Source organism: Corynebacterium sp. EPI-003-04-2554_SCH2473622 (assembly GCF_001665955.1).
GTDB classification, from domain to species: domain Bacteria; phylum Actinomycetota; class Actinomycetes; order Mycobacteriales; family Mycobacteriaceae; genus Corynebacterium; species Corynebacterium pseudodiphtheriticum.
The window spans coordinates 1-21560 of sequence record NZ_LZMN01000027.1; the positions used below are offsets into that span (position 1 = coordinate 1).

The following is a 21560-nucleotide window of genomic DNA, read 5'->3' on the forward strand; positions in this document are numbered from 1 at the left end:
TCAGCGCAGCTTCTGTGTTGTTTTGCGGAGAGTTGGCAAACATACGGCCAAAAGCGGAAATCGCCAGTGAACCGGTCTTGGTGCCGTTGATGAAATCCTGTACCTCTGCCTTTTCAGCATCTTCCTGCGGGCTGAGAATATCGACCACGGTCTGTGCGGCGGTCTCAATTTCTTCTTGTGATAACCAGATGGACCGGTTCACTGGCGATTTCCGCTTTTGGCCGTATGTTTGCCAACTCTCCGCAAAACAACACAGAAGCTGCGCTGAGCGTGTCCCCGGCGGTAACGACACACGCTGCAAGCATCGACACAGACTATTTTTCCACCGTCGACGACCGCTACGAAGAACAAAACAAGACTGGTGCTACCTTCTTGGGAGTAAGCCAATACACCAGTGGGGTTTTCTACCGTACAGTGACCATCGATAAAGCCCAGCTACGCCGGAGCTGGGCAGCATTCGATAATCCAGACTCGCGCGACAACGTCAAAGAACTCGTGCGCAGCATTGTCTACGGCCAGCCCCGTGGTAAGGAAAATTCCACTGCACCTTATACGCTGCCAGCACTCGTTTTCGCCGAAGAACAGCGATACCGCACCGCTTATGATTTTGAATCGCCCGTGGTGGCCGCGAAAAACGGCGGCTTCCTGGAATCCACGGTAAACGCGTTAGGCGAACAATACCAGCGGGCACGTTCTTTCGATGCCAGCAACTTTGGTCCGGTCGAGGTGTTATCGGGTACTTATCCCGAGTTGGCAGGGGCACTTCCAGGTGTGGAACCGGTTGGGCTGGATCAGCTTATCGATACCGTTACTGAATGGGTTTACGATGACTAGTTCTGTCTACCTCAGGCTCGCCGGGCCCGTGCAGTCCTGGGCGAAACCAGCGGTGACCGGCAACTTAGTACGCACTAATCCAGTGCCGACGCAATCAGCTTTGCAAGGGCTGGTGGCCGCGGCTTTAGGCGCGCCGCGCGGGCAGTGGCCAGCGTGGCTCAGCGAGATTGATTTCCGAGTCCGTGAAGACCACCCACCGCAGTTCCTGGATGATTTTCACACTATCGGCTCGCGTGAAGACGAATGGGATTTTCGACGACGTCTGGCCGTCACCCAAGGTCTGTCGGCACGGTCGGCGAAAAAACTAGCCTACAAACCTGGGGTAGGTGCCACCGTCATTTCCCAGCGCACCTACCTCGCCGATGCCGAGTTTCTTGTGCAGGCGACAGCACCAGAACACACTGAGGAACTCGATTATGCCTTGTCACACCCCGAATTCTCCATTTATTTAGGGCGCAAAGCTTTCGCGGCATCGTTCCCGTTTTATCTGGGGGTCGGTGATGCTAGCGTGCTCACCCAGCTGCCCGTGTTGGCGCGGAATGAGCAAAAAATAACTAATGGAAAAGTTTCGGTGAAGCTCTACCAACACGCACTCGGACAGGCAGCCGCACCGGCACAGACCATGGTGCCTGCAGCACGAAGCCGTGCAGAATGGATGGACAAACTGCGCCCATTCGAGTTGGTTCGCCGGCAGACGCAACACTAGTGAGAAGCCACTAGTGAGAAGCTAGGAGAAACCCTCGCACGGTCAGCCGTACTCGAGCACAGTCACTAGACTGGAAGGCATGCAGCGCTGGGTCATTCACATCGACATGGACGCGTTTTTCGCTTCCGTCGAACAGCTGACGCGGCCCACTCTGCGCGGCCGCCCCGTCATCGTTGGTGGCATGAATGGCCGGGGAGTTGTTGCCGGGGCTTCCTATGAGGCCCGCAAATTCGGGGTGTCGTCTGCGATGCCGACGTACCGCGCGTTGCAACTCATCGGCTTTGGCGCGGTACAAATCCAGCCGCGTAAAGCTGTGTACTCGGCTGCCAGCAAACGCGTGTTTGAGCTGATTCACCAGCGCGTGGACCTGGTGGAACAACTCTCTATCGACGAAGCCTTCATGGAACCTGCCGAACTCATCGGAGCCACCGCGGCAGAGGTCAAGGACTGGGCGGATAACCTACGCGCAGAGATCAAAGACATCACCGGTTTGCCGTCTTCGATTGGCGCGGGCTCTGGAAAACAATTTGCAAAAATCGGCTCGGGCCAGGCGAAACCGGATGGCTCCAAGATCATTCCTGTTGACGAAGAACTGGAATTTCTGCACCCGTTGCCCGTCGGCAAGCTGTGGGGCGTGGGCCCAGTAACGGCGTCAAAGCTCCAGGCCATTGGCGTGACGACGATCGGTGATCTGGCGAATATGAGCGAGCGGGAGGTAAAAATCTCGTTGGGCGGCACCCTCGGCATGGACTTGTGGCACCTGGCGCGTGGCATTGACGAGCGGCCGGTGGCCCCGCGCGCAGAGGCGAAGTCACATTCGGCGGAACAAACCTTTGCTAAGGACCTGACCACCGCCGCAGAGGTGGATGAGGCGCTTGGCTGGGCCGCGGAATCTGCACATAAACGCTTGCTTGCCGACGGCCGGGGTGCGCGCACGGTCACGGTGAAGCTAAAAATGGCGGATTTTCGCACCGAAACCCGCTCGGCCACCCTCCCGTATGCCACCGATAACGCCGAAACCTTGCGTGCAGTCGCCGGCACTATTGTCCGTTACCCAGCAGAAACCGGTCCCGTGCGGTTAGTCGGCGTCGGCTATTCCGGTTTGGAAACCGCCCGGCAAGACGTGTTGTTTCCGGAGTTGGACCGCGCAGCGCAGCGGCAGGTTGCCGCGAGTGCTAGCGGTGGGGTGAGCATGGAAGAACCAACGATGGTCACCGGTATTCCGGGCGCGGATGGGGTAGTGGTTCCGGGGGCTGTAGAAGACGCGGCGGCCGAACAACCCAGTGCACCTGAGCTTCCCGGCAGCCACTGGCGCGCAACCCAGGATGTGTTCCACCCAGATTTCGGTCACGGCTGGATCCAAGGCAGTGGGCACGGGGTGGTGTCTGTGCGATTCGAAACCCGAGCCACCGGTCCTGGCAAGACCCGGACTTTCCCTGCCGATGACTCGCAATTGGTGCCGGCGGACCCACTGGATTCTTTGGCGTGGCAGGATTGGTTAGCCGAAAAGTTGCATTAATCGAAGCAGCGGAATAATTCTTCCGGGGCTGTGCCGGTGGCCAAGGCAATAATCAAGGCTAGCCGCGCTTGGCCTGGATGCACCGTGCGTGCGGAAATCGCACCGTGTTCAGCTAAGGTGGCCCCGCCGCCGCCACCACCGTAGGCCAGCTGCACTGCGCCGTGGGGCACACGTGTGGCCACGATAACTGGGATTCCGTGTCGTAGTGCACGCTGTGCGGCCTGCCCGAGTTCTGCGGACATATTCCCGGACCCCAGTGCTTCGATGACCACCCCGTCGACGCCTGTATCCACGGCGTAAGCTAGCAGTTCCGCGGTGGCGCCGGGATATCCTGCGAGCACGGGCACCCGGAAGCCGGATAAAGATGGCAGCGTGGCGAATTTTGGTACCGTTGCCGCACTACCGTGTGCGATGAAAGCAGTGAGCTCTGCAGTGTGGCGTTTGTGTACCGCGGTAGCAGGCAGATTCTGCCCGCCGAAGTGCACTTCCACTGCGTTGGTTGGGAGCAATTCCACAGCGCGTCTGATTGCGCCCGCCAGGTTGCCCGGCCCGTCGGTCTCCGGATGATCGAAGGAGCGTTGTGCCCCCGTGAACACCACTGGCGCGCCGTGCACCAGCAGGGCGGTGGCGAAGGCAGATTCCTCCATAGAATCTGTGCCATGCGTGACGACGACCGCGTCCACCGCAGGATCGGTAGCTTGTTCGGTGATGGCAGCCAGCAGCGTGTCCAGTTCTGGTAGGCCGATCGAGGAGGAATCTAACTGCAGTGCGTCGTGGACGCAGAAGGTGAGCTCGTCGACAAGCCTGTTGTGCCCGGTTGGTTGCTGGCGAAGTTGTTGTTGCGCGGCGTCGACAAGCTGTTGGCCGCTGACCGTGGGCACGAGCGCGCCGGATTCATTGGTGGTACATGCGATGGTGCCGCCGGTGCAGATGACGGAAATCTGGCGAGTCATGAATTCAAGTATAAAAGGCACACGGGTAAGATTTCTTCGAGCGCTACGAGTATCAAAGCTGTGGCTTCGAATTTGCTTACGCAGATGTCTATTTTGGAGGATTAACCGTGAAATTCACGAAAACGAGCATCGCCGCCGCGACTGTCGGTTTGGCGCTGACCCTGGCGGCTTGCTCTGACGACGCCGACAACGCGGGTACCGCCGCCGAAAGCACGAAGAAAGCAGAATCGAGCACTTCGGCCAAGGCCGCGCCAGTTGAGCTGCCTACCAAAGAAGTGCTGAACGACGTTTTGCAGCGCGCTGCAGACCCGAACCTGCCTGCAGAAGAGCGTGTACTCACCGTCGAAGGCGGCGAGGAATTCCCAGAGCTGTTCGACACCATGGCTGCCGCAAAGATGGAATCGGGAGCTGAATTCAACGTCGTCGATCCCGTTTTGCCGGGTTACACCGAGGGATCAGCGTTGGCGACCGTCGCCTACTCTTTGCCAGAGCGTGAGGTGCAGCCTGCCGATAACGTCGAGTTCATCCACCAAGATGGCCACTGGAAGCTTTCACGTGAATGGGCCTGCGTCTTGGTTACCAATACTGTGGAACCAGAGCAGGTTCCAGCGGTCTGTATGGATGGCGGCGTTGAGGTACCACCGAACGAGGCTGAAGTTATCGACGAAGGCCACCAGGAATTGCCGGAGGCACACAACGAGCACGGAGAGCACCCGGCTCCTGCGCAGTAAATAATTCCTGCGCAGTAAATAATTATGGGCCACGAGTTCTTAGACTCGCGATAGACAAAGACCGCCTGCACCAGATGAGATTGGTGCAGACGGTCTTTTGTTTGTATCGGGTGCTCGAACTTAGTTCACAACCGGAGCCATCCAGGACAGGATGTTTGTTTGCAAGAAGACTAAGGTGCAGAGCCCGATCAGCAGGATGATGGAGTAACCAACCACCGACTTGAAAATCGAGCTTTCCTTGCCTTCCATGCTGACGGCGGTGGCCGCAATAGCCAGCGATTGTGGTGAGATCATCTTGCCGACGACACCACCGGTGGTATTAGCTGCCAGCAACAGGTCTGGGTTGAGGCCGATGTTATTAGCGGCGGTGACTTGTAGGTTCGCGAACAGTGCGTTGGCGGATGTGTCGGAGCCAGTAATCGCGGTGCCGACCCAGCCCAGAACTGGTGCCAGGAAGCCGTAGACAGCACCGAGCGAGGCGACGTAGGTGCCCATGGCGACGGTTTGGCCGGAGTAGTTCATGACATAGGCCAGCGCCAGAACCATGACGATGGTCAATGCAGTCCAGCGCATCTTGTATGCAGTGCTGGTTAGCTCACTGACGACGTCGCTACCTTTGACGCGGAACTTACCGTTGTGGTTGTAGATTCCGTAAACAACCGCAACGATGATTCCGGAGATCAACAGCAGCGTACCTGGGTTATTGATGATCTTGAAGGTGTACGAAGTGTCGATGACATCGCCAGAGGCGTTAACCAGACGGTCGGTGAGCAACGGCCAGGCGAAAGAAATTTTTGCCTTATCTAGGATGCCCGGGATGGTTTCGCCGAGGTTTGCCAGACCAAAGATGACGGTAACGATGGCATACGGCATCATGGCCATCCAGACACGAGACTTGGTCAATACCTCGCCATCGTCTTCGCGTTCTGGGATGTCAAGACGCTTACGCATGGCGGCAACGCCCTTGGGCTGCCACACGCGCAAGAAAGCGAAAGCAGCGCCCAGGGAAGCCAGGCAGGCGACGATGTCGGTGAGCTGATAGGCGAAGAAGTTCGATGCCCACCATTGTGCGATTGCGAAGGAACCACCAATGATTGCTGCTGCCGGAGCGGCTTCGCGCACACCGCGGAATCCGTCGAGGATAAACAGCAAGATAAACGGCACTAAGAAGGCGAAAAATGGAGCCTGGTGTCCGACGATGGCTGCGATGTTTTCGGTCTGTTCGACGGTACGTCCGCCGACGTTACCTGCGGTGGTAATTGGGATTGCGACGGCGCCGAAGGCTACCGGGGCGGTATTAGCCAGCAAAACTGTGGTGGCGGCCTTCAGTGGCTTTACGCCCAGGGCCAGGATCATCGTTGCGGTAATTGCCACTGGAGCACCGAACCCGGCGAGTGCTTCCAGCAATCCACCGAAACAGAAGGCAATAAGGATGGCTTGAATACGAATATCGCCGTTACCGAGGGCATCGAATGTGCGGCGCAGGTCTTGGAATCGGCCGGAAACGACGGTGACCTGGTAGAACCAGATCGCCATCATGATGACCCAGACGATCGGAAATAGGCCGAATAGACCACCGCGGAAAGCAGACGAAAGCGCAGCGTCGACTGGCATGCTCATGCCGAAAATGGCAATCAGCAGTGCTGCTAGTAGGGCCGCGGCGCCTGAGGTGTGTGCGCGTGCTTTCACGAACAACAGCATGACGAAGAAGGTCACCAGTGGAACGGCGGAAATGAGGGCGGTGAGCCCGAGACTTCCTCCGATAGCTTCGGTATTAACCATAAATTGGTTCACGGGAGACTCCGAACTGTGAGGTGGATAAAAAGCTTCGTAATGAGGCGTTACGAGAAGATACTTAGCCGACTGCGTAGCATCCGCCGCGCTGGTGCTGGTGCATCCATCGCGCTGATGCATTGAGAATGCAGCACGTAGCTAAATCGATTCAGGCACCCGGAAAATTGGGGCACAAACCGGTAACATGAGTCACGAAAATGACGTTAACACAGCCCAATTCACGAAATTGAATTACCTGCAAAACACAGTTTCTGGGGGAGTCTTCGGTACGGGATTCTTAGAAGCAGCGGGCGTTTGCCGACGAAACCCGCGCCAATGCAGCGGTTGGTTAACCCGTCCACATTATGCAGAGAACCTTAGTGGCATGTGCTGCTATTGCGCGCTGCTAAAACGCATTCGAGTGGAAGAATCCTGCACGACGCTGGCTGCACCGTCGTCGTTGCCGTAGACCACGCGCGTGGTGAAATCGAGCTCGCCAGCAACCGGCAGCGGCTGTTTCATATCCACGGTCAAAGAACCACGTGAGCGAGTATCGGTGCTAGTCACATTCAAAGTGTCGTCGGCAAAACCTTCCGCGCCAGCATGCCCCTCTAAGGACAACGCTCCAAGTGCGGGACGTTGCTCGACGGAGATATCAAGTTTCACCTCATCGCCAGAAATATCTGTCACCGTAAACGTCGTGGTTTGCAGCATGGTTGCTTCGCCAGTGACACGAGAATCCACCGACCATTGCGCATCAATGCCCACTGGCTCGTCCGGGAAAATCACGGGTGTGGACACCAACTTCGTCAGCGACTGTTCCACAACAGCACGCGCCTGATCGCTAGCCTGTTGCGGTGCGGCCAACAGCAACGTATTTAACTGGCCATTATTTTCAGCCAACCAACCAAAACCAAAACCGTCGGCAGAAGCGATCTCCTCTGCTAAACCTGCCGCATTTAAACCGGCATCATCAGCAGAGCTGGTGCTAGTTTTGGTTCCGGAAATATGTGGGTCGCGCACCCGGAAATCGACATGTCGCGCAGAACCTGCACCGGGAGTCGAGTCAGTAAAACCTTCTGGAACCAGCACGGAACCAGCCACCGGCAGAGTAGTGGTCACCAAATCTCCCAGTTCCGGGGCCTCGGTCACCAGTTGATCATTTTTCATGACCAGCTGCTGGAACCCTTCTGATACTTGAATATCGACTGCTTGCTCGGAACTCACGTCGTTGTAGGACAGGAGCTTGCGCTCGCCCGTACCGGTAGACAGCACCTGGATGCGTGGTGGGTCCAGCGGAAGCCCGACGGCTTGCTCTGTAGCAGGGGCTTCGCCACGACGTTCACCCGCGCTACCGGCACTGGCGCCCGCGCTGTTGCTGGTCTCATCGCTTGCCGAGCCTTCTTCCCCACAGGCAGCTAGTAGCAGGGCCGACGTCGTTAAGAGCGAAGCCATAGCAAGGCGTCGGGATTTGGCGTCGCGCCGCGAACGGGCAGAGTGCCGCGAATTAGCTGAGCGGCGAGAATTGGCTGAGCGGCGAGAACCCGTCGAGCCACGAGAAGCAAAATGGGAAAAAGCAGCAGCAGAAATCACGCTTGCCAGTTTAGCCAGCGCGGCGATTTCACGTAAAACCCTACTTTCAGGAACAATAAAGGCCGTGACTAGGTTAAAAACGTTGCCAACTCGACGACGCGCACCCTACCTGCGGCTCATGTTGCTGGTAATCGCAGGTGTCGTAGGGTTCGACCAAGCCAGCAAAATCGCTATCGAGGCTGCACTGCAACCCGGTCAAGCCTTCCCAATTCTCGGTGACTGGTTCCGCTTTTTACTGGTCTACAACCCAGGAGCGGCGTTTTCCCTAGGTAGCGAATCTTCTACGTGGCTGTTTACTACCTTTCAGCTGGTTTTCCTCGTCGGGGTGCTGCTAGCGTCGCCACGCATCGACGACCGTTTCCAAGCAATCGCTCTGGCGATGGTTGCTGGTGGCGCAGGCGGAAATTTAGTGGATCGACTGTTCCGCGAGCCGGGTTTTTGGTTCGGCCACGTGGTGGATTTCATTTCGGTGGGCGATTTTGCCATTTTCAATGTCGCAGACTCGTTTATCACCGTCGGTGTCGTGTTGTTCCTGGCCGCGGTGTTCACGGAAGAGCATCGAGCACGCAAAGCAGTAACAGACACGCCACAAAACAGCATTGAGCAACCAGCACGCCCAGCCAAGGAGGTCGACGATGAGCACTAACCCACGTGAGACCCGTTCGTTGCCGGTGCCGGAAGGACTGGCAGGTATGCGTGTCGATGCTGCGTTGGCGAAATTGCTGGGGCTGTCGCGCACAGTTGCGGCGAACCTGAGTGCGGACGGGGACGTGCTGGTCGACGGCACCGCCGTCGGCAAGTCGGAACGCTTACATGAAGGTGCCTGGTTGGAGGTCACACTGCCAGAACCTGCAAAGCCACTGGTGCCAAAAGAAGAACTCGTTGAAGGTATGGACATTTTGTACTTCGACGACGATTTGATCGCGGTGCACAAGCCTGTGGGCGTGGTCGCGCATCCTACTGTTGGTTGGGAAGGCCCCACTGTGGTGGGTGGTCTGGCTGCGGCTGGATTCCGCATCTCGACGTCTGGCCCGCCGGAGCGCAAGGGCATTGTGCAGCGCCTAGACGTCGGTACTTCGGGGGTGATGGTGGTGGCGGCTTCGGAGCGTGGTTATAGCAGCTTGAAAAACGCGTTTCGCGAGCGCAATGTGTCCAAAACCTACCATGCATTGGTGCAGGGGTTGCCGGATCCTATCGAGGGCACCGTGGACGGTTCTATCGGGCGCCATCCCAGCGCCGGTTGGAAATTTGCAGTCACCGACGATGGTAAGCGCGCTACCACGCACTATCGTTTGCTGGAAGCTTTCCGCGAGGCTAGTTTGTTGGAGATTTCCCTGGAAACCGGGCGTACGCACCAGATTCGCGTGCACATGTCTGCGCTGGGGCACCCATGCTGCGGGGACCCAATGTATGGTTCAGATCCGAATTTGGCGCAGCGGTTGGGCTTGCAGCGCCAGTGGTTACATGCGGTCAAGGTGGGATTCCACCATCCCGGTGACGGTCACTGGATGGAAATTGAAGCTCCGTACCCGGATGATCTTGCCGACGCCCTCGGCAAACTTCGGCAATAACAGAGTTGCCGAGGCAGAAACAGAGTTACCGAGGTAAAAGTTGCAGGGCAATCCCTCACAGAGAATACCTGGTCGCGGCTTGGGCGAGCTGGTGCTTCTCGTTGTTCTGGTTACAGCACTTGTGTGGTGGGCTGGCGGCGACGACAACGCGCGCCCGCGTCCTTTTGCTGGAGATCATCTGGGCCCACATGTTCAGCAGAGTCGTGCAGACTACACAGCGCTTGCCGACGCCTCCTTGGCAGCAGCTCTACAGCGAGCACCGGAACAGCCAGCGTTCGCGATGCTCTCTTTCGCTGCTCCGCTGTCTAGTGCTGACGCAGGTAGCTTGGTTGCTGACCTCCGTCGAGTAGGGAGCTTGATTACGCAAGATGCGCAGATTCTGGCCTTGCCAGAACCAGCCGCGGACCCAGAACCAACCGCGGCCCCTGACCGAACTGGCATTCCCTCTGATAGTGAAATTGCGGCCGCGCGGACGCAGATTTTCACCAGCACCATAGCAGCTGCTTCTGGGATGAAGCATTCGCAGATAGCGGAATCTCCGAGGGAAATAGAATCGTCTGGCATCATTGCCGTCATCGCTTATGACACCCCACGGAAGCTGGAAGCTTTCACCCACGATCCACGCATTGACGCTGTCGAAGTGCTGCCCCCGGATGCGGTGTGGGGACAGTTTGGCATCAGTCCACCGCAGGTTGCCCGCGGCGAGAACCCGCGCTTCCGCTAGAATTCTGGCTATGAAGAAGCGAGAATCGATCACTTTTACCGCCGCGCTTTTGGCGATTTTTGTGGGCTGTTTCAGCTTGGTCATTGGCGTATTCAATGGTTCTTTCGCCTGGCCAGGATTATTTGCTGCGATCGTGGGTGCCTTCGTAGCGTTTTATGTTTTGCGTGCTCATGCGCGTGCACAAGAAGCACTGGAGTCTTAGCCGCCAGGCGCTAGAATAACTCCATGGCTAAAAAATCCTCTTTCGTTCATCTGCATAACCACACCGAATTTTCCATGTTGGATGGTATGGCCAAGGTGGATCTGCTTTCGGAAGAGGTGAACCGGCAAGAAATGCCCGCCGTCGGCATGACTGACCACGGCAATATGTTTGGTGCGGATGCGTTTTATCGTCGCATGACGTCGAAAGGTATCAAGCCGATCATTGGTATCGAGGCCTATATGGCCCCGGAATCTCGCTTCAATAAAAACCGCGTCCGCTGGGGTACGCCGGATCAAAAACGGGACGACGTCTCAGCCTCGGGTGCGTACTTGCACCAGACGATGCTCGCGGAAAATGCTACGGGTTTGAAAAATCTGTTTAAGCTTTCATCGCTGGCATCCTACGAAGGCCAGCTTGGTAAGTGGCCGCGCATGGACGCTGAGCTGATTGCCGAGCATGCCGACGGCATCATCGCAACTACTGGTTGTCCGTCGGGAGATGTACAGACGCGTCTGCGGTTGGGGCAATTTAACCAGGCTTTAGAAGCCGCAGCCATGTGGCAAGACATCTACGGCAAGGAAAATTATTTCCTGGAGTTGATGGACCATGGGCTGGACATCGAAAAGCGCACCAGGGATCAATTGCTAGAGATCGGCAAGCGCCTGGACTTGCCGCCGCTGGTGACCAACGACTGCCATTACGTGTTGCAATCGCAAGCTAAAGCCCACGAGGCAATGCTGTGCGTGCAGACGGGCAAAACTTTCCAAGACCCGGATCGCTTTAAGTTTGATGGCGACGGCTACTACATCAAATCTGCAGCGGAAATGCGTGAGAACTGGGATCACATGGTTCCCGATGGTTGCGATAACACGTTATGGATTGCCGAGCGCGTTGGTGATTATTCCTCCATGTGGGAAGAACACTCGCATGATCGCATGCCGGTTGCGGATGTGCCAGAGGGGTATACGCCGACGACGTGGCTGCACCACGAGGTGATGGAGGGCCTGGCAGAACGTTTCCCCGGCCAGGAAGTTCCCCGCGAATATATCGAGCGTGCGGAATACGAAATCGAGGTCATTGATGGCAAAGGGTATCCGTCGTACTTTCTGATCGTCGCGGAGATCATTAAATATGCTCGTTCGGTGGGCATTTGGGTCGGTCCGGGGCGCGGATCAGCCGCGGGCGCACTGGTGGCGTATGCGTTGACGATTACCAATATCGACCCGATTGAGCACGGCCTGTTGTTCGAGCGTTTCTTGAACCCAGAACGCCCGTCGGCGCCTGATATCGATATTGACTTCGATGACCGTCGGCGTGGTGAAATGATCACCTATGCCGCAGAACGCTGGGGCGAGGACAAGATCGCTCAGGTGATCACCTTCGGCACAGTGAAGACTAAACAGGCGATTAAAGATGCGGCGAAGGTGCATTTCGGGCAACCCGGTTTCCAGATGGCTGACCGCATCAATGGCGCGCTGCCAGCGCCGATTATGGCTAAAGACATTCCGCTTTCCGGCATCATGGATCCGGAACACGAGCGCTATTCCGAGGCCACCGAGGTGCGTAACCTCATCGAATCTGACCCGGACGTGAAAAAGATTTACGACACCGCCCGCGGTTTGGAAGGCGTGGTGCGCCAACCGGGCGTGCATGCGTGTGCGGTGATTATGGCTTCGGTGCCGCTGATGGAGCACATTCCGATGTGGAAGCGCAACGCCGACGGTGCGATCATTACCGGTTGGGATTACCCCGCTTGTGAGGCCATCGGCCTGCTGAAGATGGACTTTCTGGGCCTGCGTAACCTGACGGTGATCGGTGATGCGTTGCGCAATATCCGGCAAAACCGCGGCGAAGAAATTGATCTGGAAACGCTCATGCCTGACGACGAATCGGTTTCCGAGGTGTACCGGCTGTTGTCGCGTGGCGAAACCTTGGGTGTGTTCCAGCTGGACTCTACGGGTATGCAGGAGTTGCTGAAACGCATGAACCCGACTGGGTTCAAAGACATCGTCGCCGCGCTTGCGCTGTATCGGCCAGGCCCGATGGGCGTGAATGCCCACTTGGATTATGCCGATCGCAAAAACGGGCGGAAACCGATTACTCCGATCCACCCGGAGCTGGCAGAGCCGTTGGAAGAGATCCTGGCGGAAACCTATGGTCTGATCGTGTACCAGGAGCAGATCATGCGTATTTCGCAGAAGCTCGCGAACTATACCGCTGGTGAGGCGGATGGTTTCCGAAAAGCCATGGGTAAGAAGAAACCGGAAGTGTTGGCCCAGCAATACGAGAAGTTCTCTGCGGGCATGGCAGAAAATGGCTATTCCAAGGAAGCTTGCGATACCTTGTGGGGCGTTATCGAGCCGTTTGCGTCCTATGCGTTCAACAAATCACACGCGGCAGGGTACGGGCTCGTGTCTTTCTGGACTGGGTACCTGAAGGCCTATTACACCGCGGAATATATGGCCGCCTTGCTGACCTCGGTGGGAGATAAAAAAGATAAGTCTGCGATCTATCTGGCTGACTGCCGACACCTGGGCATCAAGGTGATGCCGCCAGATGTCAACGAGTCGGATGTCGAGTTCATGGCTGTCGGCAAAGACATTCGTTACGGCATGGGGGCTGTGCGCAACGTTGGTACTGAAGTTGTCAATTCGATTATTAAAACGCGCAAGCAAAAAGGTGCCTACCGCTCGTTTGGCGATTACCTGGACAAGATCGAGCTGTTGCCGTGCTCAAAGCGGATTACGGAAGCCTTGATTAAAGCCGGCGCTTTCGATTCGCTGGGGCATCCGCGCAAGGGTTTGATGTTGATCCAGGAAGATGCCGTCGACTCGGTACAATCAACGAAGAAGGCCGCGGATAAGGGCCAATTCGATTTGTTTGCCGGCATGGGCGGTGATGATTCCGAACAAAACGCATTCACCATCACTGTTCCGGATGAATCCTGGGAGCGGAAACATGAATTGGCTCTTGAACGCGAAATGCTTGGGCTGTATGTTTCTGGCCACCCACTGGACGGATACGAACAAGCGCTGGCGTCGTATATCGATACCGCACTGACGACGGTGGTTTCCGGTGAGTTAAAGCCGAAGCAAAATGTGGTCATCGGCGGCATTATTTCGAACGTAGACCGGCGCTTTTCCAAAAAGGATGGTTCGCCGTGGGCGATCGTCACCATTGAGGACCATCATGGTGCGCAGGTCGACGTATGGGTCTTCAGCAAGGCTTATTCGCTGGTGGCGGAAGATATTGTGGAAGATAATATCGTGCTGTTCAAAGCCCAGATCCAAGTCTGGGGTGACGGCGATCAGAAGGTTATTGGTAGTGACATGCGCGTTCCCGAGTTAGGGCGCGGCGGGGGAGCAGGGCTGCCGTTGCGTTTGCACTTGACGACGCAACAGTGCTCGATGGAAGCCATCGCCGCGCTGAAATCCGTGTTATTGGACCACCCAGGCGATACCGAAGTCTACCTAACCCTTAGCCACGGCGAGGCTGAAGAAGTACTCGTGCTCGGTGATCACCTGACGGTCGATCGTTCAAATAGCTTGATGGGGGACTTGAAAGCCACGATGGGTCCGGGCATCGTCATGGCGCAGACCTAAGCCAGCATGGCGACGGATAATTTTTGGGAATTATCCGTGATAGCTAGCTATGTGATCTGCACTGGGGTGGTTACAATGATTTGCTATGACTACCCCGCAGACTGCGCCAGCGTCCCCAGACAATTTCGAGCCCGTACGGGCCGCCGATATTCAGCTTGCGCAGTCGCGAATTTCCAGTGTAATTGCGCCTACCCCATTGCAGTATTGCCCTCGGCTTTCCCAGGAAACCGGTGCCGAAATCTTCTTGAAACGCGAGGACCTGCAAGACGTCCGCTCCTATAAAATTCGTGGGGCGTACTATTCCATCGCGAAGCTCAGCCAGGAAGAACGTGAAGCTGGAATCGTCGCTGCTTCGGCGGGCAACCACGCACAGGGTGTGGCTTATGCTTGCCGCACCATGGGCATCAAAGGTCGGATTTTTGTGCCGACGAAAACCCCGAAACAAAAACGTAACCGCATCAAAGTCCACGGCGGAGATGCCATCGAACTCGTGGTCACCGGTTCCAACTTCGACGAGGCAGCAGCTGCCGCCCGGGAAGAAGCCACGAAGCACGGATCGACCGTTATCGAACCTTTCGATGCTCGCGATACCATCGTCGGTCAAGGCACCGTAGCCGCCGAGATTCTGTCGCAGTTATCCGCGCGCGGACACAGCTTGGATACTGTTGTGGTTCCCGTCGGTGGCGGTGGCCTGTTGTCAGGCATCACAAGTTATTTTGCAGACATGGCACCAAACGCTGCTCTCGTGGCTGCAGAACCACTCGGTGCAGCCTCGCTCGATGCTGCGCTGACAGCCGGTGAACCGGTGACTCTGGAGACTGTGGATGCTTTCGTTGACGGGGCCGCGGTCAAACGTATCGGAGCTAAACCGTTTCACATCATCAATGCCAACCGGGAACGTATCCAGAACCTGCAGGTAGCCGAAGGCGCTGTATGCACTGCCCAGCTGAGCCTTTACCAAGACGAAGGCATCATTGCTGAACCCGCAGGTGCACTTTCAGTGGCTGCCCTGGAAAAAATAGATATCGCGCCGGGTTCAGTAGTGGTGTGCATTATTTCTGGTGGCAACAACGATGTGCTGCGTTATGCAGAAATCATGGAACGCAGCTTGGTTGATCGTGGGCTGAAACACTATTTCCTTGTGAATTTCTTGCAAGAACCAGGCCAGCTGCGTCATTTCCTGATGGAAATACTAGGCCCAGACGATGACATCACGCTGTTTGAATATCTCAAGCGAAACAACCGGGAAACCGGGGCCGCACTAGTGGGCTTGGAATTGGGGTCGGCTACAGACTTAGATCCTTTGCTTGAGCGTATGGCTGCGTCGTCGATTGAATGTCAGCGTTTGTTGCCGGGAACTTCGGAATATGACTATCTGGTGAAGTAGAACTGAGCGAGGAATGGAGCATTGTTATCAACTGCCTGCGGCGGGCGAATCGTTTCGTGCAGAGATTGAGATAAAACGCTCACGGTTCATTGGAATCATCGAGCGCGTGTCCGACGACGAACAAGCACGCGGGTTTATTGATCGGGTGCGTGCAGAATTTCCCGATGCACGGCATCACTGCTCGGCATATGTTTACCGGGTGGATCAGGCTAACCCCGTGGAACGTTCTTCAGATGATGGTGAGCCGGGTGGAACTGCAGGCAAACCGATATTGGATGTGCTGAATGGCTCCGGAATGCAGGACCTTGCGTGTGTGGTAGTGCGTTATTTTGGTGGTATCAAACTGGGCGCGGGTGGTTTGGTGCATGCGTATTCGCAGACGGCAGGGGATGCTTTAGCGCAGGTGCAGCGACGGTTGCGGTGCATGCGTAATTTGTATGAGGTGAGTTTCTCGCATGCTGCGGCACAGAAATACGAAGCCGAGCTGCGTGCGAAAAACATCACGATCACAGATACCCAGTACGGAGCGGATGTCACCTACACCTTGGCGGTGGATCCCGACGCGGTGGAGCAGCTTGAATCGCAATTGGCTGCACTTACTTCTGGAACGGCGCAGCTAGTTGAAGCTGGTACGGCGTGGGTGGAAAAGCCGGTAGACTAGACGTCCATGAGCATGCAACCAACTTCGCATAACCCTATTGACAGGCGCAAGGCGGCTGTACGCAAGTACTCCAAGAACGGACTGATTAGCGTCGGTGCCGGAATTGGTGGTGGCGTATTGTTCGCGTTCTTGTTTTCTAGCTCGTCATTTTGGTTGATTTTGGGCTTTATCGTTGCTGTGGTCGGTGGCGTGTACAACTACAACAAGGTGCGCAAGATCGTTAACCATAAGGACCATTACTAGAGTTTTTTATGACTGCGAAGGCGAATGAACCCTCGGCGGCACCCGTGCGTATTGACGCCTGGCTGTGGTCGACACGCTTTTTTAAGACGCGGGCAGAAGCCACCAAAGCTGTGAAAGCAGGCCATGTGCTGATCGGCGACAAGGTAGCTAAACCCTCCACACCGGTGGTTCCAGGTTTGCGGATCACGGTGTGGAAAGACGATCGTGAATTCCGTTTGGAGATTAACGCGACCGTATCCAAACGCGTGGGTGCGAAGATTGCGGAGCATTGTTATATCGATTATTCACCGCCGGCGCCACCGAAGCCGCTGCAGCCCAGCGTGCCTAAGCGGGACCCAGGTGCTGGGCGCCCGACGAAAAAAGACCGCCGTGAGATGGAGAAATTCACCGGGAAACGACGAGGCTAATCAGCACAACTTAATGAACACAAGTTAATCAGCACAACCAAATCGGCGAAACCTAGTCAGCACAACTCTGTGGGGAACCCGTGCGCTGCCACCAGTGGCGAAGCGCAGAGCAAATCTGTGGAGCCGAAAAATTGCGATGCGGGCTGGGTATGTTCGGCTGCAACCCGCAACCAGGAAGTTGCTGTAGAAATCGAGCAACCGGTGAGCGCAACCAGCGTATCGGTGTTGGGAGCCAGGAAAATCAAAGCGCTGCTTCCTAACAACCGTGCTACGTGGTCGTGCATCACGGACAGCAAAAGCGGGTGAGCCAACCAGCTGGTAGCTGGAACAGGGGAGGAGCGAAGCTGTAGCCCCGGTGGGGCGCTGCCACCTAAGAGTCGTGTGGCAGGACGGGTCCAGAACTGGGTACCTTCCGGTGTGTGGGCGGCTCGCAAGACGTTGTCCGCGGCTAAATCCCAGGCCTGACGCATGGGCAGGTTGAATTCAGATAACGCTCGGTGGCTCAAGGTCATATCATCGACGCTGAGTGTCACTGCAGTGGTGCGGGACAAAGGTAGGTGAGCTAGAGAATCACAGAATCCGTCGTCGCTTAAACCGCGCTGGTCCACCCAGGAACCCGGTCGCATAAGAGGAACGCATTTGGCTAGCGCTTGTGGGGGCCTGGCCGTAGTGGGGCCGGTCTCAATGGTGCCGGTTGTGGTGGTTAAAGGCGCTGCTGGGGCAATAGTTGGTGCCGTCACGGGAATCCTTTCGCTGGCTTGCTGCGTTAATTGGCAGCATCTGCGTTTCATGGTTACAGCAACATTGGACTGTCGCAGGCCAGCGGTGGTTCCCTGTTTTTTCCGGCGTCGTCAATCAGTCTGGTTGGTACCAGCGCCAGAACGACAGAAAGTTACGGCGTAACCACCGGACGGGAAGCTTTTTCGAGCAGTACGGCAACGGAATCGAACTGATAGCCGGCGACTACATCCAAGCCCATCTCGCACGTGCGGTTTGAGGATACAAACGCGTCATAATGCCGGGCATCCAGCCCAGTGCGTTCCTCGCGGGTGGCGGATTCCACCAATTCAGGGTGCAACAGGCCACGGTCACCGGCGGTGCCGCAACACATTGCACCAAACGGTACGCTGGCTTGGCCGGCGTGATTAGCCACAGCCACCAGTGCCTCCGTCTGGCCCATGTGTTGCGTGGAACAGGCGGGATGAACTGCGATGGTGCCCATGTCGTGATGGATAGGAAGGTAGTCGATGACGTCTTTATGCAACCATTCCACGATGTCGATGATGTGTAGTTCGTCGTAAAGCTGTCGCGTGTCTGCGTCTAGTACTTCGGGCACACCAGATAGCAAGCCGTGGGTGCAGCTCGAGGCATCGATGATGATCGGCAACCTGCCCCCATCGGACCATTCGTGGAACTTCCGCACGATTGCATGCGCCTGGTGGCTGAATCCATCCTGGTAGCCCTTCGACGACCACGGTGTGCCGCAGCAGAAACCGGTGACGTCGTCTGGAATCCACAACGACTGGCCGCTGCGGCGGGCAAGCTCCACCATGGCACGTGGCAAATCGACGGTATCTGGGTCTGAGCCAGCTGGGCGCCCAAAAATTCGGTTCACACATGCCGGGAAATACACCGCGTTGGCACCGGCTCGTTCGGTCGCGGGCAAACGGCTAGCTGCCTGGGGCAATGCGCCCGGTACCGCAGGCACTAAGTCTGGGTTGATCACCGTGCGGGCCATGTTTGCTGCCCAACCAGCGGCTTTTTCCCCAACCTTATTAGCACTGATAATGCCAGCGCGTGCGAGCTTTTCCACGACATCCCATTTTTCGGCGGTGGTCAAAGCGACCTTTTCCGCGCGCGGGGTGGTCTGCTTGGCGCGCAGGTTTTTCATCACTGCACCGGTATCAATGCTGATGGGGCAGGGGATAGCACAGGTGCCGTCGGCAGCGCACATATCGACGGCATCATACTGGTATTCTTTCTGCAACTGCTGCAGCACCGGGGACCCTGGAGCTTGCCGGGCCATCTCTCGGCGCAGTACGATGCGCTGGCGTGGAGTGACTGTTGCGTGCCGTGATGGGCACACTGGCTCGCAGAAACCGCATTCCACACATGGGTTGATCTCTGCTTCCACACGCGGGAAAGATTTGAAGTTATGCAGGTGGTTATCCGTGCGGTGGGTTAGCTTCACATCTGGGGCCAGCATCGCGGAGGGATCGATCAGTTGTTTGGCCTCCCACATCAAATTCCAGGCCGCATCGCCCCATTCTTGGCGCACGAACGGTGCCATGTTGATGCCCGTGCCGTGCTCGGCTTTCAGCGAACCGTTGTATTTATCGATGACTAGATCCGCGAGCTCGCGCAGGAATTCGGCGTATTTCTCTTTTTCTTTCGGATCATCAAATTCCGGGATGAGGAAGAAATGCAGGTTACCGAAGGCGGCATGGCCCATGACCATTTCCGGGTAACCGTAGTGGGAGAGTAAATGCAGCAAATCAGCTGCAGCCGCACCGATTTGTGCTGGTGGGAAACAAACATCCTCGGTGATCAGTGCGGATCCTTGCGGGCGGTCGGCACCTAGTAGCCCGAACAGCCCATTACGGATAGCCCAGGCACCGCGAATGTCTGTATCACTGGTGAGGAATTCCAGTTCGGCGGCCAGCTCGGCGTCGGCAAGCACATCTTTGACACGATCCATGGCATCGGCCAGCTCCTCGTCATCGGCGCCACCGACTTCGAGCAGCAGGGCGGCGGATTCGTCGGAGATATCGGCCCAGCCAGCTGGCGCTTGGTCGAAGTTTTCCACGGATTTTTTCATCACCGGCGCGACCATCAATTCGCAGGCCCAGGCGCCAGTTTCCATGAGCGGTGCCACGTAATTAGCGGCCTGGTAAAGGTCCGGAAGTTGGACCCAGGAGACAGCTTTCTTCTTCGGTAAGGCAACAGTGTCGAGCTCACATTCGGTAAAAGCACCGAAAATGCCTTCGGAACCAACTAATAAACGCATCAGGATGCGAACTGGTTCATCCTCATCCAAGAAAGCATCAAGGCGCAGACCGTTGGTATTGCGGATGGAGAATTTCTCGCGCAAGTGTGTAACCAACTGCTCGTCGCTGCGGATCTTGTCACGCAGTTGCAGCAGGCCAGCGTGTAATTCTGGTTCTTGGGAGCGGAATTTCGCGTCACCGGTGCGCGTGTTCACGATTGTGCCGGATGGTAACACGAATTCCGCCTGCCGGATGCTGTGGTAGCTGTCGTTTTCCAGCCGGCAGCGCATACCACCAGCATTGTTGGCAAGAACGCCGCCGATGGTACAGACCGAGGTAGAACCAGGATCCGGCCCGAGCATAAAACCCTTTCGGCCTAGTACTGCCTGAGCATCGCCCAAGACCACGCCTGGGCGCGACCACAACACCTTGCCGCCTTCGCGAACTTCCATGCCAGTGAAGTGGGTTTTTAGATCCACCAACAGATCATCGCCCTGAGCCTGGCCGTTGAGTGAAGTGCCAGCAGAGCGGAAAGTGATATTTCGGCCATGATCGGTGGCATAGCGCATCACGCGCGAGAGATCCTTCGTATTGCGCGGTGCGACGATGACCTGTGGGAGCAAGCGGTACGGGCCGCCGTCGGAAGCAAAGCGGACTATGTCGCTAATACGTGCGTGCACGTTTTCCGGACCGACGATCGCACGCAAGTCGTCGACAAGCTGCTGTTTATCGGTGTTCAGATGGCTGGCGGGCACGGCATCACTCTGCGGCGCCGAATTCTCCGGCTGACCGTAACTTTGTGGATTGGGCGTGAGGAGCTTTTTCATAGCTCATACCTTATATGGTTGCGTTCGGTGATGTGTGCGCAATCACGGTGGGGTTTAATATCCCTGGAACGCCGGCTTATTTTTGTCTGCGTACTGGTAATACTCGCGGAAGGTCAACTGTGCGGCAGCTTCTTCGTCGATCAGCACTGTCGCGTGCGGGTGTAGCTGCAACGTGGAGGCCGGGCACATCGACGACAGCGGTCCTTCCACTGTTGCCGCAACCGCGGCTGCCTTGCTAGCACCGGTAGCAACCAACAATAGGTGCCCGGCGCGGCGGATGGTGGCCAAACCTTGGGTAAGCACGTGGGTGGGTACTTCTTCGGCGTCATCGAAAAAACGTGCGTTGTCTTGAATGGTTTGTGGGTGCAGGGTTTTCATTCGGGTCACGGAATTCAGTGACGACGTGGGCTCGTTAAAACCAATGTGTCCGTTGGTGCCGATGCCGAGGAGTTGGATGGCCACGTGCTCACTGGTGATGTGCTGCTCGTATGCGGCAGCGGCGGCTAGTGGGTCTTCGCTGTTGCCGGATGGGGAGAAGACGTCGGCATCGTTGATGTCGATGTGCTCGGTGAACTCGCGGCGGATAGTACGGGCATAGGATTGCTCGTGTTGTGGATCGAGGCCCAAGTATTCATCGAGCATGAAAACTTTGCAGCCAGCGAAGCTTAGCCCTTCGCGTTGGTGTCGGCGGATGAGCTCTTGGTAGGTCGCGATTGGTGTTGACCCGGTTGCTAGGCCTAGCACCGAACCATTCCGGGCATAGCCTGCGATGATGTCAGCTGCTTGTTTGGCAACAGCGTCTGGGGTGGCGCGAATGAGTATTTCCATGATGGGGTTCCT

General features: G+C 56.8%; 20 protein-coding genes. 13 read left to right on the plus strand and 7 right to left on the minus strand.

Annotated elements, in window-relative coordinates; all coding sequences use genetic code 11:
- Positions 1-202: type I-E CRISPR-associated protein Cas7/Cse4/CasC (locus A5774_RS02000; protein WP_231892312.1), on the minus strand; the 202-nt coding region annotated here is incomplete at its 3' end.
- Between the two features lie 23 nt (positions 203-225).
- Between A5774_RS02000 and A5774_RS02005 the strand changes: the two genes are divergently transcribed.
- The 3 genes from A5774_RS02005 to A5774_RS02015 all read left to right on the plus strand — a co-directional run bounded on the left by A5774_RS02005 (position 226) and on the right by A5774_RS02015 (position 3059).
- On the plus strand, positions 226-834 hold the full coding sequence (locus A5774_RS02005; RefSeq protein WP_369815503.1) for a type I-E CRISPR-associated protein Cas7/Cse4/CasC: 609 nt from the start codon (positions 226-228) through the stop codon (positions 832-834).
- Entirely contained in the window at positions 827-1540 is a 714-nt protein-coding gene (gene cas5e / locus A5774_RS02010; protein ID WP_064833162.1) for a type I-E CRISPR-associated protein Cas5/CasD, read from the plus strand. The genes A5774_RS02005 and cas5e overlap by 8 nt, the downstream gene beginning before the upstream one ends.
- Before the next feature lie 79 nt (positions 1541-1619).
- A complete protein-coding gene (locus tag A5774_RS02015; protein ID WP_064833163.1) occupies positions 1620-3059 on the plus strand; it encodes a DNA polymerase IV in 1440 nt (479 codons plus the stop codon).
- On the opposite strand, the gene A5774_RS02020 is transcribed toward A5774_RS02015, so the two are convergent.
- Positions 3056-4012 (minus strand): asparaginase, encoded by a 957-nt coding sequence (locus A5774_RS02020; protein ID WP_064833164.1) that lies wholly within the window; start codon positions 4010-4012, stop codon positions 3056-3058. The genes A5774_RS02015 and A5774_RS02020 overlap by 4 nt on opposite strands.
- A gap of 107 nt (positions 4013-4119) precedes the next feature.
- Here A5774_RS02020 and A5774_RS02025 point away from each other — a divergent pair, with 107 nt between their 5' ends.
- The gene (locus A5774_RS02025) at positions 4120-4743 is read left to right on the plus strand and encodes a hypothetical protein (protein WP_023019246.1); all 624 of its coding nucleotides are present in this window, start codon (positions 4120-4122) and stop codon (positions 4741-4743) included.
- A 120-nt stretch (positions 4744-4863) separates the two neighbouring features.
- Here A5774_RS02025 and A5774_RS02030 read toward each other — a convergent pair whose 3' ends face one another.
- Together A5774_RS02030 and A5774_RS02035 are read right to left on the minus strand one after the other, a co-directional pair.
- Positions 4864-6525, minus strand: coding sequence for an L-lactate permease (locus A5774_RS02030; RefSeq protein WP_369815505.1), 1662 nt, complete (start codon positions 6523-6525; stop codon positions 4864-4866).
- Positions 6526-6909: 384 nt separating this feature from the next.
- Entirely contained in the window at positions 6910-7971 is a 1062-nt protein-coding gene (locus A5774_RS02035) for a hypothetical protein (RefSeq protein WP_231892313.1), read from the minus strand.
- A gap of 247 nt (positions 7972-8218) precedes the next feature.
- Here A5774_RS02035 and lspA point away from each other — a divergent pair, with 247 nt between their 5' ends.
- The 9 genes from lspA (at position 8219) to A5774_RS02080 (ending at position 16906) form a co-directional block, all read left to right on the plus strand.
- Entirely contained in the window at positions 8219-8755 is a 537-nt protein-coding gene (gene lspA, locus A5774_RS02040; protein ID WP_255342480.1) for a signal peptidase II, read from the plus strand.
- Complete coding sequence (locus A5774_RS02045; RefSeq protein WP_064833166.1) at positions 8745-9680, plus strand: RluA family pseudouridine synthase; 936 nt, start codon at positions 8745-8747, stop codon at positions 9678-9680. Before lspA ends, A5774_RS02045 begins: the two co-directional genes overlap by 11 nt.
- A 91-nt stretch (positions 9681-9771) precedes the next feature.
- Complete coding sequence (locus A5774_RS02050) at positions 9772-10404, plus strand: hypothetical protein (RefSeq protein WP_156519524.1); 633 nt, start codon at positions 9772-9774, stop codon at positions 10402-10404.
- 10 nt (positions 10405-10414) lie between these two features.
- The gene (locus A5774_RS02055) at positions 10415-10606 is read left to right on the plus strand and encodes a hypothetical protein (protein WP_021352291.1); all 192 of its coding nucleotides are present in this window, start codon (positions 10415-10417) and stop codon (positions 10604-10606) included.
- Between the two features lie 23 nt (positions 10607-10629).
- Positions 10630-14208: a DNA polymerase III subunit alpha gene (dnaE, locus tag A5774_RS02060; protein ID WP_064833168.1), complete on the plus strand. Its 3579-nt coding sequence runs from the start codon at positions 10630-10632 to the stop codon at positions 14206-14208.
- An 85-nt stretch (positions 14209-14293) separates the two neighbouring features.
- On the plus strand, positions 14294-15595 hold the full coding sequence (ilvA, locus tag A5774_RS02065; protein WP_064833169.1) for a threonine ammonia-lyase IlvA: 1302 nt from the start codon (positions 14294-14296) through the stop codon (positions 15593-15595).
- A gap of 13 nt (positions 15596-15608) precedes the next feature.
- Positions 15609-16256 (plus strand): YigZ family protein, encoded by a 648-nt coding sequence (locus A5774_RS02070; protein WP_064833170.1) that lies wholly within the window; start codon positions 15609-15611, stop codon positions 16254-16256.
- 6 nt (positions 16257-16262) lie between these two features.
- Positions 16263-16499, plus strand: coding sequence for a hypothetical protein (locus tag A5774_RS02075; protein WP_023019255.1), 237 nt, complete (start codon positions 16263-16265; stop codon positions 16497-16499).
- An 8-nt stretch (positions 16500-16507) separates the two neighbouring features.
- Positions 16508-16906: an RNA-binding S4 domain-containing protein gene (locus A5774_RS02080; protein ID WP_023019256.1), complete on the plus strand. Its 399-nt coding sequence runs from the start codon at positions 16508-16510 to the stop codon at positions 16904-16906.
- Between the two features lie 56 nt (positions 16907-16962).
- Here A5774_RS02080 and A5774_RS02085 read toward each other — a convergent pair whose 3' ends face one another.
- The 3 genes from A5774_RS02085 to A5774_RS02095 form a co-directional block, all read right to left on the minus strand.
- Complete coding sequence (locus tag A5774_RS02085) at positions 16963-17418, minus strand: hypothetical protein (RefSeq protein ID WP_126856203.1); 456 nt, start codon at positions 17416-17418, stop codon at positions 16963-16965.
- 380 nt (positions 17419-17798) lie between these two features.
- A complete protein-coding gene (locus tag A5774_RS02090; protein ID WP_064833171.1) occupies positions 17799-20720 on the minus strand; it encodes an FAD-binding and (Fe-S)-binding domain-containing protein in 2922 nt (973 codons plus the stop codon).
- A 54-nt stretch (positions 20721-20774) separates the two neighbouring features.
- The gene (locus A5774_RS02095; RefSeq protein ID WP_064833172.1) at positions 20775-21548 is read right to left on the minus strand and encodes a glucosamine-6-phosphate deaminase; all 774 of its coding nucleotides are present in this window, start codon (positions 21546-21548) and stop codon (positions 20775-20777) included.
- Between the last annotated feature and the right edge of the window lie 12 nt (positions 21549-21560).